Annotated in this window: 17 protein-coding genes; 8 read left to right on the forward strand and 9 right to left on the reverse strand. The window is 38.6% G+C overall.

The genetic code is table 11. The features are described from left to right. Window positions 1-134 precede the first annotated feature (134 nt). The gene (locus G0028_RS13240; protein ID WP_180045279.1) at window positions 135-1526 is read left to right on the forward strand and encodes a WS/DGAT/MGAT family O-acyltransferase; all 1392 of its coding nucleotides are present in this window, start codon (window positions 135-137) and stop codon (window positions 1524-1526) included. A gap of 93 nt (window positions 1527-1619) precedes the next feature. Here the strand turns inward: G0028_RS13240 and G0028_RS13245 are convergent, their stop codons facing one another. The 6 genes from G0028_RS13245 to G0028_RS13270 form a co-directional block, all read right to left on the reverse strand. Then, the gene (locus G0028_RS13245; protein ID WP_165353094.1) at window positions 1620-1793 is read right to left on the reverse strand and encodes a PA1571 family protein; all 174 of its coding nucleotides are present in this window, start codon (window positions 1791-1793) and stop codon (window positions 1620-1622) included. Between the two features lie 128 nt (window positions 1794-1921). After that, window positions 1922-3376 (reverse strand): ribonuclease G, encoded by a 1455-nt coding sequence (gene rng / locus G0028_RS13250; protein ID WP_130074705.1) that lies wholly within the window; start codon window positions 3374-3376, stop codon window positions 1922-1924. A 39-nt stretch (window positions 3377-3415) separates the two neighbouring features. Continuing rightward, window positions 3416-3982, reverse strand: a complete 567-nt coding sequence (locus tag G0028_RS13255) for a Maf family nucleotide pyrophosphatase (RefSeq protein WP_130074704.1) — start codon at window positions 3980-3982, stop codon at window positions 3416-3418. After that, a complete protein-coding gene (mreD, locus tag G0028_RS13260; RefSeq protein ID WP_130074703.1) occupies window positions 3970-4467 on the reverse strand; it encodes a rod shape-determining protein MreD in 498 nt (165 codons plus the stop codon). The genes G0028_RS13255 and mreD overlap by 13 nt, the downstream gene beginning before the upstream one ends. Continuing rightward, window positions 4454-5311, reverse strand: a complete 858-nt coding sequence (gene mreC / locus G0028_RS13265) for a rod shape-determining protein MreC (RefSeq protein ID WP_130074702.1) — start codon at window positions 5309-5311, stop codon at window positions 4454-4456. Before mreC ends, mreD begins: the two co-directional genes overlap by 14 nt. Before the next feature lie 31 nt (window positions 5312-5342). Beyond that, window positions 5343-6383 carry a rod shape-determining protein gene (locus tag G0028_RS13270; protein ID WP_130074701.1) on the reverse strand — a complete coding sequence of 347 codons (1041 nt, stop codon included), beginning with the start codon at window positions 6381-6383 and terminating at the stop codon, window positions 5343-5345. Between the two features lie 134 nt (window positions 6384-6517). Here G0028_RS13270 and gatC point away from each other — a divergent pair, with 134 nt between their 5' ends. From gatC to G0028_RS13290, 4 genes are all read left to right on the forward strand, one after another. Next, entirely contained in the window at window positions 6518-6832 is a 315-nt protein-coding gene (gatC, locus tag G0028_RS13275) for an Asp-tRNA(Asn)/Glu-tRNA(Gln) amidotransferase subunit GatC (protein WP_130074700.1), read from the forward strand. 51 nt (window positions 6833-6883) lie between these two features. Then, window positions 6884-8362, forward strand: coding sequence for an Asp-tRNA(Asn)/Glu-tRNA(Gln) amidotransferase subunit GatA (gatA, locus tag G0028_RS13280; RefSeq protein ID WP_180045280.1), 1479 nt, complete (start codon window positions 6884-6886; stop codon window positions 8360-8362). After that, on the forward strand, window positions 8362-9837 hold the full coding sequence (gene gatB / locus G0028_RS13285) for an Asp-tRNA(Asn)/Glu-tRNA(Gln) amidotransferase subunit GatB (RefSeq protein ID WP_180045281.1): 1476 nt from the start codon (window positions 8362-8364) through the stop codon (window positions 9835-9837). The genes gatA and gatB overlap by 1 nt, the downstream gene beginning before the upstream one ends. A gap of 70 nt (window positions 9838-9907) precedes the next feature. Next, window positions 9908-10708 carry an NYN domain-containing protein gene (locus tag G0028_RS13290; RefSeq protein ID WP_180045282.1) on the forward strand — a complete coding sequence of 267 codons (801 nt, stop codon included), beginning with the start codon at window positions 9908-9910 and terminating at the stop codon, window positions 10706-10708. Window positions 10709-11293: 585 nt separating this feature from the next. Here the strand turns inward: G0028_RS13290 and G0028_RS13295 are convergent. Further along, window positions 11294-11680, reverse strand: a complete 387-nt coding sequence (locus G0028_RS13295; protein ID WP_180045283.1) for a lysozyme inhibitor LprI family protein — start codon at window positions 11678-11680, stop codon at window positions 11294-11296. Beyond that, window positions 11677-12201, reverse strand: a complete 525-nt coding sequence (locus G0028_RS13300; RefSeq protein WP_180045284.1) for a hypothetical protein — start codon at window positions 12199-12201, stop codon at window positions 11677-11679. Before G0028_RS13300 ends, G0028_RS13295 begins: the two co-directional genes overlap by 4 nt. A gap of 266 nt (window positions 12202-12467) precedes the next feature. Here G0028_RS13300 and G0028_RS13305 point away from each other — a divergent pair, with 266 nt between their 5' ends. Then, on the forward strand, window positions 12468-13199 hold the full coding sequence (locus G0028_RS13305; protein WP_180045285.1) for a sulfite exporter TauE/SafE family protein: 732 nt from the start codon (window positions 12468-12470) through the stop codon (window positions 13197-13199). A 132-nt stretch (window positions 13200-13331) separates the two neighbouring features. Next, a complete protein-coding gene (locus tag G0028_RS13310; RefSeq protein ID WP_130074692.1) occupies window positions 13332-13691 on the forward strand; it encodes a hypothetical protein in 360 nt (119 codons plus the stop codon). 217 nt (window positions 13692-13908) lie between these two features. Here the strand turns inward: G0028_RS13310 and G0028_RS13315 are convergent, their stop codons facing one another. Continuing rightward, on the reverse strand, window positions 13909-14496 hold the full coding sequence (locus tag G0028_RS13315; RefSeq protein WP_180045286.1) for a 1-acyl-sn-glycerol-3-phosphate acyltransferase: 588 nt from the start codon (window positions 14494-14496) through the stop codon (window positions 13909-13911). A 368-nt stretch (window positions 14497-14864) separates the two neighbouring features. Between G0028_RS13315 and G0028_RS13320 the strand changes: the two genes are divergently transcribed. After that, window positions 14865-15350 (forward strand): copper resistance protein NlpE, encoded by a 486-nt coding sequence (locus G0028_RS13320; RefSeq protein ID WP_174492249.1) that lies wholly within the window; start codon window positions 14865-14867, stop codon window positions 15348-15350. Window positions 15351-15431: the final 81 nt, after the last annotated feature.

Raw genomic sequence — 15431 nt, forward strand, 5'->3', positions numbered from 1 at the left:
AGCCCTAGTATTCACACTTTATTCACTATTCTTTTTTGTTTCACTTTATACTAAAATCAGATGGATAATTCTAAAAAATCAGCGCTCAAATTATCTGAGTCGTTGTTGTTTTTGCAGTGAGGCAAATCATTACCATGCGACCATTACACCCTCTTGATTTTATTTTTCTAAATCTAGAAAAGCGCCAACAACCCATGCACGTTGGAGGATTGTTTTTATTTCAAATCCCCGATGATGCACCCTCTACTTTTATTCAAGACCTCGTTGCAGACATACGAAACTCGAAATCTATTCCTGTTCCACCCTTTAATAATCGTTTAAATGGTCTATTTTGGGATGAAGATGAAGAATTTGATATTGACCACCATTTTCGCCATATCGCACTGCCACATCCCGGAAGAATACGCGAATTATTGGTTTATATTTCACAAGAACATAGTGCTTTAATTGACCGTGCTAAACCATTATGGACATGCCATATCATTGAAGGCATTGAAGGTAATCGTTTTGCCATGTATTTTAAAATCCACCATGCCATGATCGATGGTGTCGCAGGTATGCGTTTATTGGAAAAATCATTTTCCAAAGATCCCAATTCAAAATCAATCATTCCTCCTTGGTGTGTGGAAGGCAAACGTGCCAAACGCTTAAAAGCACCTAAAGTCAGTAAAATTAAAAATATTTTATCCACCATTAAAGGGCAAATTGAGGTTACACCAAAAGTTACCCAAGAACTTTGCCAAACTATTTTTAAAGAAATGGGCAAAAATCCTGACTATGTATCAAGTTTTCAAGCACCAAGTAGTATTTTTAACCAACGGGTAAGTTCGTCTCGTCGTTTTGCAGCTCAGTCTTTTGAGTTAGATCGTTTTCGCACCATTTCCAAAGCCCTAAATGTCACCATTAATGATGTGGTTTTAGCTGTTTGTTCAGGTGCTTTACGTGAATATTTGACCAGTCAAAACGCTTTACCTAAAAAGCCTTTGATTGCAATGGTGCCGGCTTCATTACGTGATGATGATTCAGACGTAAGTAACCGGATCACGATGATTTTGGCAAATTTAGGGACGCATAAAGATGAGCCTTTAGAGCGTTTAGACATTATTAAACGCAGTGTACAAAATGCAAAAAATCGTTTTAAACGCATGAATGCCAATCAAATTTTAAATTATAGTGCCTTTGTATATGGGCCTGCAGGTTTAAATATTGCTTCAGGGATATTGCCTAAACGCCAAGCATTTAACGTGATTATTTCCAATGTTCCCGGCCCTCGCGAACCTCTCTATTGGAATGGTGCCAAACTCGATGCCCTCTACCCTGCATCAATCGTACTCGATGGACAAGCCCTCAATATCACAATGACGAGTTATTTAGATAAACTTGAAGTGGGTTTAACGGGTTGCCGCCGTACTTTGCCTAAAATGCAAAATCTGTTGACTCATTTAGAAGATGAGATTCAACGCTTTGAAAAGCTTATTGCAGAACATGATCAAGTGGAAGATATTGCCAAGACAGTATCGGCTTAAAATGTGCAATTTTAAAATTATTTTTCTGATTGCTATTTTTGAAAAATGATGTTGAAACGATACAAATAAATTAAGGGGCGATTAAATTGCCCCTTAGTTTTTAATATTACGACATTGTTTGAGCAATTGATGACACATGGTCACGACCATATCTTTAGTAATGCTCACTTCTTTGCCATTTTCATCTAACATTACACAGGTATTCTTCGGTTGGTTGTCCAACACATGTTGTAGATTACGTGTGATAATTTTTTCACTTACTGTCATATTTACCTCACTTGCTAAGATTCAAATCCGAATCTATGGCTACTTGTTATGCTTAGTATTGTGAAATTAATCTGCTAGAAAGTAAAATGTCAGTTGTAACAAGTGTTTAACGATATCCTGTTACAATTTTAACTTAAAATGATATCGTATTGCTCTTGCGTATATAAATTTTCGACTTGGAACTTGATCACACGATGGATGAAATGCTCCAAATCCGCCACAGCAGGCGCTTCTGCTGTTAATAAACGGTCAATCACAGATGGATGTGCAACGACAGTAAAACCACTTTGTGACTCAAAAGCCCGCGCATATCTCAAAATTTCTCGAAAAATTTCGTAACATACTGTCTCGGCAGTTTTAACATAACCACGCCCTTGACAGGTTGGGCAAGACTCACACAGCAGATGCTCTAAAGACTCGCGGGTACGCTTACGCGTCATCTCCACCAAGCCAAGTTCCGACACTTGGGTAATCTTGGTTTTAGCATGATCTCGTTCCAACATTTTATCGAAATGCTGCATCACGGCTTCGCGGTGCTCTGCCTCTTGCATGTCAATAAAATCTATAATGATAATGCCGCCCAAGTTACGTAAACGTAATTGCCGTGCAATCACTTGCGTCGCTTCCATATTTGTTTTAAATACGGTGTCTTCAAGTGTACGCCCACCCACATAAGAGCCGGTATTCACATCAATGGTCGTCATGGCTTCTGTCTGATCAATCATCAGATAACCACCAGACTTCAAAGCAACCCGAGTTTGCAATGCTTTTTGAATATCTTCTTCAACATTATATAAATCAAATAATGGACGCTCACCCGGATAATGCAGCAAGTGTTGCTCCATATTCGGTACAAACTCTTTGACAAACTCTTGTAATTTACTGTGAATTTCACGTGAATCTACATAAATTTTAGCCGTATTTTCATTTGCCAAATCTCGAATCACACGCTGCGGCAAAGGCAATTCTTCAAAAATTAACGAAGGTACAGCAATCGCTTTTTGTTTACGTTGAATATATTCCCAAAGCTTAACCAAATAGCACATATCTTGCGCAATGGATGCTTCATCTATACCGTCCGCCGCAGTTCGTACAATCACTGAACCAGGTAATTTATGCTCACCCTGAATACGTTCAATAATCGAGCGCAAACGGTCTCGTTCTTCTTCTGATTCAATTCGTTGCGATACACCAATATGACTTCCATATGGCATTAATACTAAATAACGTGAAGGGATAGAAAGGTCTGTACTGAGCCGAGCACCTTTCGTTCCTAACATGTCTTTCATGACTTGAACGGTCAGGATTTGTCCGGGTTGTAATAACTCAAAGACATTGGGTGTAGGCTGATTTTTTTGCCAAACCATATCATTAATATGTAAAAATGCTGTACGAGAAAGCCCGATATCCACAAAAGCAGCCTGCATTCCGGGCAGCACACGCACAACTTTTCCTTTGTAAATATTGCCTACAAGACCACGCTTTACTGTACGTTCAACAAATAATTCATTGACCGTGCCATTTTGGATTAGCGCTACCCGACATTCCATAGGGGTGACGTTAATCAATAACTCGTCAGACATAATAAAACTCAAAACATTATAAAAATTCTTTTGAAGTGGTTAATTTAATGCCTTAACCGCTTTTAATAACTGTACAGTCTCGTGTAAAGGAAGCCCCACCACATTCGTATAACTCCCCTCTATACGAGTGACATATTGTGCAGCAATCCCCTGAATGGCGTAAGCACCTGCTTTACCTAAAGGTTCTCTAGTTGCCCAATAATATTCCATATCTTCTAGGCTTAATTTTTGTAATTGAACACGTGTGCTAACCACTTGTGTTACTGATTTTTCAGCTGTCGCGACAGAAATTCCAGTCAAAACTTCATGTTCATTATTAGATAATAATGACCAAATTTCAAAAGCATGCTGTTTAGATTCAGGTTTACCAATGATCTGATCATTGAATACTAAACTTGTATCTGCTGCAAGCACGACAGCATGCGGTTGACTTGCCAGTACAGTTTTCGCCTTCGTTTCTGCCAAACGGCGTACATACTGTTCTATATGTTCATTTTCTAAAACAGATTCATCAATATCTGGGCTTAAAACTTCAAAGCTTAAACCCAATTGTTGCAACAGTTCTCTACGTCTAGGTGAACTAGAGGCTAATATTAAATTCGCCATTTTTTCAAAAGATAATATAAGATTGGCCAACTTAAAATACTTGCAACTAAAGGTTGCCAATGTCGTGTTAAAGAAAAGTTGATCCCAAACATGGTTTGTGCCAACAAGGTAAAGACGAGATGCGCAATCACAGCTAAACTAACAATGACCCATAAATTACTAAACGTCAGTACACGTCTTTCTCGAATAAAATAGCGTGTCAAAAATGCCAACACCACGTAACTCAGCGCATTCATTCCCAGTGGTGCATCAAGCAACAAGTCTGTAAACAAACCCATCGAAAATGCGAACCAAACACCACACCATGTCGGCTGACACAACACCCAAAATAAGGTGATTAACAGCATAAACAAAGGTCGCCAGCCTGCAATGCCATAAGACAAAGGATAGACCACTAAAATCGAGGCAATCACCACCGACAAGATAATGATAATAAATGGATCTTTACGCTGACGTTGCGAAGACAATTTTTTAGCGATCAACATGCGGCTGCTCCATCGCTAATGAGTCAGAAAATAATACCACCACATGATGCCCCCCTGCTAATTGTGCTGCAGGCGCAACATCAATACTCGCAAACTCACCTGAGTTATGACGCATTACTTTCGACACTGTTCCCACTAAATAACCTGCTGGAAAATGTTGTCCTAAACCTGAACTATAGACTTTATCCCCAACTTTAATATTGGCACTGGTTGGAACATATTCCATTTTCAAGCGCCCCAAATCACCTGTACCCGTCACAATTGCACGCATACCTGAACGTTCTAAACGCACAGAAAGCGAATGCTCTTTGTCAGATAACAGCATGATACGGCTACTATGTGGATAGACATTAATAATCTGTCCCATAATGCCTTTATCATCCAATACCGTCTGCCCAACACGTAATTGGCTAGACGAACCGCGATTAATAATAATGATGTGACGTAGTGGATCTGCATCTGTACCAATCACTTCTGCAATTTCCATGCGTCCATCAATAATCAAAGGCGTATCGAGTAATCCACGCAAACGAGTATTTTCCGCAGAAAGCTCGGACAATTTCTGTAGGCGCACTTGTGCCTGAAGCAATTCCGCTTGCATCGCAGTATTTTCACGGCGCAATTGGGCTTCAGACTTAGTTTGCTGGTTAAGCCATTCTTTCGATAATACAGGATAACTCGCAAGCGCATAAATGGGGTTATATGCGGCATACAAGACATCTCTTGCAGGTTGAATCACATGGGGCATACGCCAATTAAAAAACAGCACAACCACACATGTAATCACCGCAATGATGAATGAACGAAAAGATGGCGGTTGTCTTGAAAAGAGATTCGGTTGCACCGCCTCGTCCTTAAACTTAGTCTACAGAAGATTAGCCTACAAAAAGCATATCATGGTTCGGATTATCAAAGAATTCTAAGACTTTTCCACCACCACGGGTGACACATGTTAAAGGATCTTCGGCAACGACTACAGGTAAACCTGTTTCTTTAGCCAGTAATTTATCTAAATTACGTAATAAAGCACCACCACCAGTCAACACAATTCCACGTTCTGCAATATCTGAAGATAATTCAGGCGGTGTTTGTTCAAGTGCTGATTTGACAGCAGAAACGATACTTTGTAATGGATCAGCAATCGCTTGGCAGATCTCATCTGAAGTGACAGTAATGGCACGTGGCACACCTTCTGCCAAGTTACGACCACGCACTTCAATTTCTAAAGGTTTTTCTTCAGGAATCGCCATGCCCACTTCTTTCTTAATGATTTCAGCTGTGGTTTCACCAATCACACAACCATGTGCTTTACGGACATAGTTAATAATTTGTTCGTCAAATACATCGCCGCCAATACGTAAAGAATCTGCGTACACACAACCCTGTAGCGAAATAATGGCTATTTCAGTGGTACCACCACCCACATCAACGACCATTGAACCACATGCTTGTTCAACAGGCATACCTGCACCAATTGCTGCTGCCATTGGTTCTTCGATTAAGCGCACATCACGCGCACCAGCATTAAATACAGCCTCACGAATCGCACGGCGCTCAACTAGTGTAGATTTGCATGGAACACATACAACTACACGTGGCGCAGGTGGAAATAAACGTTTTTCGTGCACTTTGCCAATAAATTGATTTAACATGGTTTCAGTGACTTCAAAATCTGCAATTACACCATCTTTCATTGGACGAATAGCAGAAATGTTTGCAGGGGTACGGCCTAGCATCTGCTTAGCATCTAAGCCTACAGCTGCTACAATTTTTTGTGAACCGCTGTGGCGAATTGCCACAACCGTCGGTTCATTTAATATAATGCCCCGTCCTGGTGCATAAATCAGTGTATTAGCAGTACCTAAATCAATGGCAAGATCTGGCGAAAACAAGCCAATTAGTCGTTTTAGAATCACGGGTCGTTCTCAGTTAAACTTTAGTATGGACGCAAGATGGCAACTTTAACTAAATGTGATGCTTTGGACAAGTCAATCGCTTATTATAACGCACGATATTTTAACTTTTTTTAAAACTGATTAGGTGAGACATCATGTCAACTTCAGATGCTCAGCATTCTGCAGACTTAAATGCGCAAACTGTATCGCAGATTGCTAACCTCGCTCGATTGTCGCTAGATGATGCGCAATCTACTGAATATGCTCAAAGTTTAAATAAAATTTTAGGGATGATGGAAACTCTGAAAGGCATTGATACCGAAGGTGTTGAGCCACTTAAGAGTCCATTTGACAATCCACAACCTTTGCGTGAAGACGTTGTAACTGAAAGTAATCATCGTGAAGAATATCAAGCCGTTGCTCCTGCTGTACAGGACGGTTTGTATCTCGTACCACGTGTGATTGAATAAAATTTAAACAGTTAAATCTATTTCCCAAATTAATCGTAAAGAATTGTTCCCATGACTGATTTACATCGCTTATCTGTTCGTGAAATGGCTGAAGGCTTAAAAAGCGCTCAGTTTTCATCTCGTGAATTGACACAACATTATTTAGACCGTATTGCAAAGATTGACCAATACGTGAAATCTTATGTAACGGTTACCCCTGAACATGCACTTGCCCAAGCTGATGCTGCTGATGGTTTATTGAAATCAGGAATGGCAAGTGCACTAACAGGTGTTCCGCTTGCGCATAAAGATATTTTCTGTACCCAAGGCATCAAAACCACTGCGGGTTCAAAAATTTTAGACAACTTCATTTCTCCATACGACGCAACTGTAGTCAGCAAAGCCAAAGCAGCTGGCTTAGTGACTTTAGGTAAAGTCAATATGGATGAATTCGCTATGGGTTCAACCTCTGAAAGCTCATACTATGGTGCAACTAAGAACCCATGGAACTTAGACTGCGTACCGGGAGGATCATCTGGTGGTTCTGCCGCAGCAGTTGCAGCAGACCTTGCTCCTTTTGCAACAGGGACTGATACGGGGGGTTCAATTCGTCAACCTGCATCATTCTGTGGTTTAACAGGCTTAAAACCAACCTATGGTCGTGTTTCCCGTTTCGGGATGATTGCTTATGCATCATCACTTGACCAAGGTGGGCCAATGGCACGTTCGGCAGAAGACTGTGCCTATTTGATGAATGTCATGGCAGGTCATGACCAAAAAGACTCAACATCAGTCAACAAAGACGTTGATGATTATGTTGCTGACTTAAATGCAACGACAGTCAAAGGTTTACGTATTGGTATTCCAAAACAATACTTCAATGTACAAGGTCTGGATGCTGACGTTAAAGCACGTGTTGAAGAATCTTTGAAAAAATTAGAAGAGATGGGCGCAACGTTGGTTGAAATCGACCTCAACATGACTGACGCTTATGTACCGACTTATTACCTGATTGCGCCTGCCGAAGCATCTTCAAACTTACAGCGCTATGATGGTGTACGTTACGGTTATCGTGCTGAAAATCCAAAAGATATTTTAGACTTATATAAACGTTCACGTTCTGAAGGTTTTGGAGCAGAAGTTCAACGCCGTATCTTGATCGGAACATATGCGCTATCTGCGGGTTATTACGATGCTTACTATGTCAAAGCACAAAAAGTACGTCGTCTCATCCAACAAGATTTCTTAAAAGCATTTGAATCGGTTGATGTGATTGCTGCCCCTGCTGCACCAACCACAGCGTATAAGATTGGTGCAAACCTTTCTCCAGTTGAAATGTACTTGGGCGATATCTATACCATCGCGGTCAACCTTGCAGGTCTTCCTGCGATTAACGCGCCTGTTGGTTTTGATCAAAATAATTTACCTGTTGGCTTACAGTTGATTGGTAACTACTGGTCAGAATCTCAATTGTTGTCTGTGGTGCATCAATACCAACAAGCAACGGATTGGCACACCAAACGCGCTGCAATTGCTGAGGAGAACGCATAATGTCAAAAAATGCTGCTAAACCTAAGTCAAACTTAATTGATGGTTGGGAAGTCGTTATTGGTATCGAGATTCATACTCAGCTTGCGACAAAATCTAAAATCTTCTCAGGTTCTTCTACTGAATTTGGTCAAGATCCCAACACCCAAGCGAGCCTTGTTGACTTGGCAATGCCAGGGGTTCTACCTGTATTAAATAAAGAAGTGGTGGATTTAGCGATTCGCTTCGGTTTAGGTATTGATGCCTACATCGACCAAGCCTCTGTATTTGCACGTAAAAACTACTTCTACCCTGACTCGCCTAAAGGCTATCAAATCAGCCAGATGGACAATCCAATCGTGGGTTTAGGTCATATCGACATTCAACTTGAAGATGGCACAGTCAAACGCATCGGCGTGACACGTGCACACCTTGAGGAAGATGCAGGTAAATCGATCCATGACCAATTCGAAGGTATGTCAGGCATCGACTTAAACCGTGCAGGTACACCACTTCTTGAAATCGTTTCTGAACCTGATATGCGTTCTGTTGAAGAAGCTGTTGCCTACATTAAAGCTATTCACACGCTTGTACGTTGGTTAGGTATTTCTGACGGTAACATGGCAGAAGGTTCGTTCCGTGCTGACTGTAACGTGTCTTTACGTCGTCCAGGTCAGCCATTTGGTACACGTTGTGAGCTTAAAAACCTCAACTCATTCCGTTTCATTGAACAAGCGATCAATGTTGAAATTGAACGTCAAATGGAAATCTTGGAATGGGATGGCACCATCGACCAAGAAACACGCTTGTTCGACCCTGTGAAGATGGAAACGCGTTCAATGCGTTCTAAAGAAGAAGCGAACGATTACCGCTACTTCCCTGATCCTGACTTGTTGCCTGTGATTATTGCCGATGCGCAAATTGCTGAAGCAAAAGCCAACCTGCCTGAGTTACCAAAAGCCCGCCGTGAACGTTTTGTCGCTGACTTTGGCGTGACTGAGTACGATGCTCACGTGCTTACGCTGACTCGTGAAATGTCAGAGTTTTATGAAGACGTGGTAAAAGCTGCTGGCGGTGCTGCACAAGGTAAGATTGCTGCAAACTGGGTGATGGGTGAATTCTCAGGGGCGCTGAACAAAGCGGGCTTAGAGTTGGCGGACTCTCCTGTATCAGCAGAAAAATTGGGTGGCATGATTGCACGTATTGTGGACAACACCATTAACGGTAAGATTGCGAAACAAGTGTTCGGTTTTATGTGGGAAGAAGGCAAAACTGCGGACGAGATTATTGCTGAAAAAGGCTTGAAACAGGAAACTGATACAGGTGCAATTGAAGCAATCATTAAAGACGTACTTGCTGCTAACGAGAAGATGGTTGAAGAGTATAAATCTGGTAAAGAGAAAGCCTTTAACGGTCTTGTTGGTCAAGTGATGAAAGCAGCGAAAGGTAAAGCTAACCCTGCACAAGTAAATGAATTAATGAAGAAATTGATTGGTTGATTATTGATTAATTTATAAATTCATGAGATAAAACCCCTACCTCGTGTGGGGTTTTATTTTTGAGAGAAGAATGGCTTTAAAAACAATTTTTAATGTTTCAGAAGAAAAAACAGCAAAATTAGCAGTTTTAATTGATGCAGATAATGCTTCAGCAAAAGATATCGAAAATATTTTAAATGAACTCACGAAATATGGTGAAGCAACGGTTAAACGTATTTATGGAAATTTTGTCAATCAAAATGGGAATTGGAAACAAGCTATCAATAGCTTAGCCATTAAACCCATGCAACAATTCGCATATACCACAGGTAAAAATGCAACCGATGGTTTTATGATTATTGATGCTATGGATTTACTCTATACAGGAAGATTTGATGGTTTTTGCCTAGTATCAAGTGATAGCGATTTCACTGCTTTAGCCATCCGCATCAAAGAACAAGGTGCAACTGTTTACGGTTTTGGTAAAAAGCAGACACCTGAAGCTTTTAGAAATGCTTGCTCACATTTCACTTATGTTGAAAATTTAAGTAATTATGAAGAACCAGTAGTAATTAAAGAACCATCTACACCTATAACAAAAGAAGTTAAACAAGAGAACATTGTTAAGGAAGCACCTAAACAGGAAATAAAAAATGATACAACCTCTACTCTACCTTTAAATATTATTAAGCAAGTTTTTGATAACCATGATACTGAATGGATTAGTGTTGCATCACTTGGTTCTCAATGGAAACTATTACAAGTAGATTTCGATCCACGTACATATGGATTTAAAAAGTTAGGTGATTTAGTAAAAGGTTTTCCTCAAATTTTTAAAACAGAAGAACGATTGAACAACGATCATAAAAATTTATATGTAAAACTTAAATAATACATTTAAATATTAAAGCCATTTTTTTATATGTGACGTCTAATCTTCTCTACCCCCTCTTTAAAAAAGGGGGATTTTGCACATTAGCCTTCTTGATATTCGTGGTTTCATCTCCTTTTTAAAGGCTGAACGTTATAACTCGCAAGAGAAAGAGCATTCAAAAATGCGTAAATCACTCCCAACCTTTTACATCTCCTCATCCATGAACAAAAACCTCGCGACCCTCATCATTTTTAGCACCATCTTCCTTTGGTCAACCATTATTGGATTACTAAAAAAGTCAACGCAAACATTGGTGCAGACTTAGCCGTCCTGTTTATGTATAGCTTAAGTGAGGTATTGCTATTTGCCCTGTTTCGTATTCCCAATTTAAAACAAATCCCACGTAAATACCTATATAGAGCAGTCGGTTTATTTATTATTAACAAAAGTTACGCGTATCATCCTAGTTGCAAAACTAACCTCTATCACTCACTTAATTCTGCTATTTGTTAACTAATGAAAGTTCTCTCTCCTTTTAGAAGATAAGAAGCACGGCTTCGCAAGGAGAGAGATTTTTAAAATCATAAAAAAAGTAATTAAAGATCAAAGCGCAGCCAAATTCTCCAACTCAGTCGCTCTATTTGCCGTTTCATTCATCACACAATTCGCAGCTTTAACCTGAGCAATTGAGCCACCATTCGGGTCTACATAAAATTTACAATTGGCATCACGATATTTGATCCATAAACGCTGTACTGCTTGTAATTCTTGCTTACGGGTTTTAGTCTGCTTTGACATTAAAGCGTTATAGGCTTTGTTTAAACGCGCATCCTGACGAGCAATTTCAGCCGAAGTACACTGCACCATACCAATGGTACTGCTTGCTTTATTCATACACGCTGTGTATTGCTGACTGATTTTAGAATCAGCGTAGCTTGCTTGTAAGCCAAGCATGAATAAGGAGCTTACTATGATTAATTTTTTCATCATTTATCTCTCACCACACCCAATTTATTCCAAATATCAGGGGTTAAGAATGTCATCACCAATTTATTTAAATCGATATATTTCAACACACCATTTAACTGCTGTTTAATTTCAGGGGTTTTTAAAATTTCCTCACCAGTAATACTCCCTAGCTCTTGAAAACTCTCACCAACCGCTTGTAAACCTTCAGCCTTAATCACCGCTTGTGCTTGCGTAGAACATTGCTCCGTTAAAATGCGTTGTAAGGTTTGTGCTAAGTTTTTATCTAAAGCCGTTTTTTGTTCATCTGTGGCATGCGCAAAAGTTTTTAAATCGGGATGCTGTGCCAATGCAGTAAATGTCCATTGCAAAACGGTCGTTTTATCGGCGGCAGTCGTTGATTTCACCAAACACTCACTCAGTTGATCTACTGCCTGTCCTGCAACTGCAAATTGAGTCGTTCCCAATAAAGTACCAACCAATAACGCAGATTTTGCATAATGTAAAATTGTTTGATTTAAATGAGAAAAAACAAACTGTGACATAGATCAAATTCCAATAAAATATGCTTTCTTTGTAGCATAATTTATTGAAATAGACCTGTTAGAACTATGTAACTTATGTGAAGAATAAGTTCAGTTTTATATCAAGATTCAATTTTTCATAAAGTACAAATAGATCACCTGTTATTTGATGAAAAATACGTTCAATGATCAAAATCATTTAAAATAAAAGTCTATTTAAATCGATAAAGTTGCATGTCTAAATTTCTATCTCTACGATTTTATGTCTTCATTGCTTGGCATAACATATGATTTGGGTCGTTTTTTGTATCGGTGCCATGCTTGCTGGTTTTGTACAAGGTTTAACAGGTTTTGCTTTCGCCTTGATCGCTATGTCATGTTGGATCTGGGTGCTTCCCGCACAAGTTGCGGCACCATTATTAGTCTTTGCATCTCTTTGGAGTCATTGCATTTCACTTGGCAAAGAACAAAAACACACATTACCCTTTTGTTTGGTCAAGCCGTATATCTTTGCAGGTTTAATTGGCGTTCCGCTTGGTACAGCACTTTTACATTATATTCACCAAGATATTTTTAAAATTGTGTTAGGTGTATTTCTCATTTTTTGGTGCCCAATCATCTATTTTGCACCCGCCTTACCACGACTCAAAAAAATGGGCAAAACTGCTGACCGTATCGTTGGATTTCTCGGTGGGATCTTGGGCGGCTTAGGCGGTTTCTGTGGCGCACTGCCTTCCGCGTGGGTCATGCTCAAACAACTCTCTAAAGAGCAACAACGTTATATCCTGCGACACTTTAATTTTGCCATTCAATTATTCACCTTATTGGTTTATCTTTGGCATGGCACGCTCAATAGCAGTCATCTTTCTTATATTATTGTTTTGATGATTACCGTCAGCATGCCTGCAATTTTAGGTGCACAATTGTTTTATAAAATTTCTGAACAACAATTTAAACAAATTGTGCTTAGTTTATTATTTATGTCTGGTCTATTTTTAAGCACTTCTACACTGCTATAAATATTTACTTACAATTTTAAATAAACCCTAAGACAAAAGATGATCAATATGTCAATTTTTAATCAAATTTAGCTATTTAATTCAAAATATTACGCATATAATTTCAATCCTCATTTTTATACTACTAATGTGATGAAATCCTCATTTTTGTTAAGTTTAGCTGTCATCTTAACAGGTTGTGCTATCGGCACATCTAGCGAAATAAAATCAGCAGAAAAATTACTCAGTCAATTTGAATGTAAAAATATCGAAAGCGCAGAACTGGCACATAGTCCCATCACCTCTTACCATGAGCGTTCTCTTGCAGTAAGCCGTGAAAAAGCCATGTCATATATTGATAGCTATAAATCAGGTGATGTTTTATTTCAAATTCCATTAGATCATGTTGTACAACAACAATATGATGTATATAAATCTTCTTGTGAGGCTTTAGGTGGCGTGCAAAGTGAAAAAATATCTACACAAATAAATGAAAATCTTGAAAAGGAATAAAAGACCAATTTCATAAAAAGCTGTGGTTATGCCTCATTTAAATCTCTGTGCTGTGGCGTTCCAAAAAACCACCAAAGTCATCAAACAAAAATTACAACTTCGTTTACAGCACATGCTATTACCGACGTAAACACACCTAACAGCAGATCAAAAATTATTTATAGAATAATGAGAAAAAAGACAGAATAAACCCTGTCTTTTATTTTTACTTGACTATTTATTTATCAGTATAATAACGTGTATCAACACTAAATAATTCAGGGAATTTTGGATTGATTTGTGCATAAAATGCCATGATTTCTGCCATATCTTTTTCATAATCTCCTGATGGATAAACAATCTTTCCAATACCTGTTTTTTTCTTGTCATAGTCCATGTAAGCCAATGCAATCGGTACACCTGCATTGACAGCAACATGATAAAAACCTGTTTTCCATTTTTCTTGTTTTGAACGTGTCCCTTCAGGTGTCACCAACATCACTAATTTAGGATGCGTTTTAAATAAATCCGTCATAAGCTCAACCATACTTGGGCGTGCTTCACCTTCTTTTTTAGGTCGACGATCGATACCAATTCCTCCCATTGCCCGAACAAATGGTCCAAATGGAAATTTCATATAGCTATCTTTAATGGTAATACGTACATTCACGCCTAAAGCTTTCAGTGCTAAACGTGCATATAAAGCATCCCAATTACTGGTATGTGGCGCTGCAATCATGACACATTGATCAATGGTTAAATCCCAATGATTATCAATTTCCCACCCCATTGCCCCAAGACTTTGTTCTGCCAATTTTTCGAACATGACAATTCCGCACTTATAAAGATAAAAATTTCGCGGATTGTAACAATATCATCATAATATAAAACTTAAATTTGATTATTTTTCAAACAATTAAATCACATTTGTACATTATATTTTTCCAAATGATTTTTATCTTAAAGTTTTGATTTAATCCAACATATTCTAGATGTAAATTTTGCGTATATTGAGAATTAATCTATAAAAATCCATCATCTCTTTTTTGTAATAAATCATTTTAAATCTGACTTATTTTAGTTCTACTTACCAATCATACTTATACAAAATCACCAAAGTGCTTACATTTATTGTCTATTTTCCCAAAAAGAAAACTTTTAAATTTTGGAATATCTTTATAGTGAGTAAATAGTATGAAAAAAACAGTACTTATTTTAATATTATCAGGTCTTGTTTTGACAGCTTGTTCCAAATCTACTGAAAAAAATACAGACCAAGTCGAAAATAAAACACAAGCTACTACAACCCAGACTCAAACAACAACTGCAGCGGACTCTGCTCATCAAGCAGAAAATAGTTTGGACTGGGCAGGAAAATATAAAGGTTTACTCCCTTGTGCTGACTGTGAAGGCATAGAAACGGAATTAACATTAAATGCAGATAAAACCTATGAATTAGAAGAAGAATACAAAGGCGGCAAAGGTGACGAGAAAAAATTTGAATCTAAAGGCAAGTTTACTTTTGATTCAACAGGCTCAATCATTACTTTAGATAAAAATGCAGATGAACGAAAATTCTTTGTAGGAGAAAATTTTCTTGAGGCGCGCAATCGTGAAACAGGTACAAAAATTGAAGGTCCTATCGCTGAACATTATAAATTAGCAAAAGAATTAAATTAATTCATCTTGGTCTAATTCATTACAACTTATTTACAATGATGAGATCACAATAAAAAACCCAGCTTTCGCTGGGTTTTTTCG

The organism is Acinetobacter piscicola, assembly GCF_015218165.1.
In the GTDB taxonomy this organism is placed as follows: domain Bacteria; phylum Pseudomonadota; class Gammaproteobacteria; order Pseudomonadales; family Moraxellaceae; genus Acinetobacter; species Acinetobacter piscicola_A.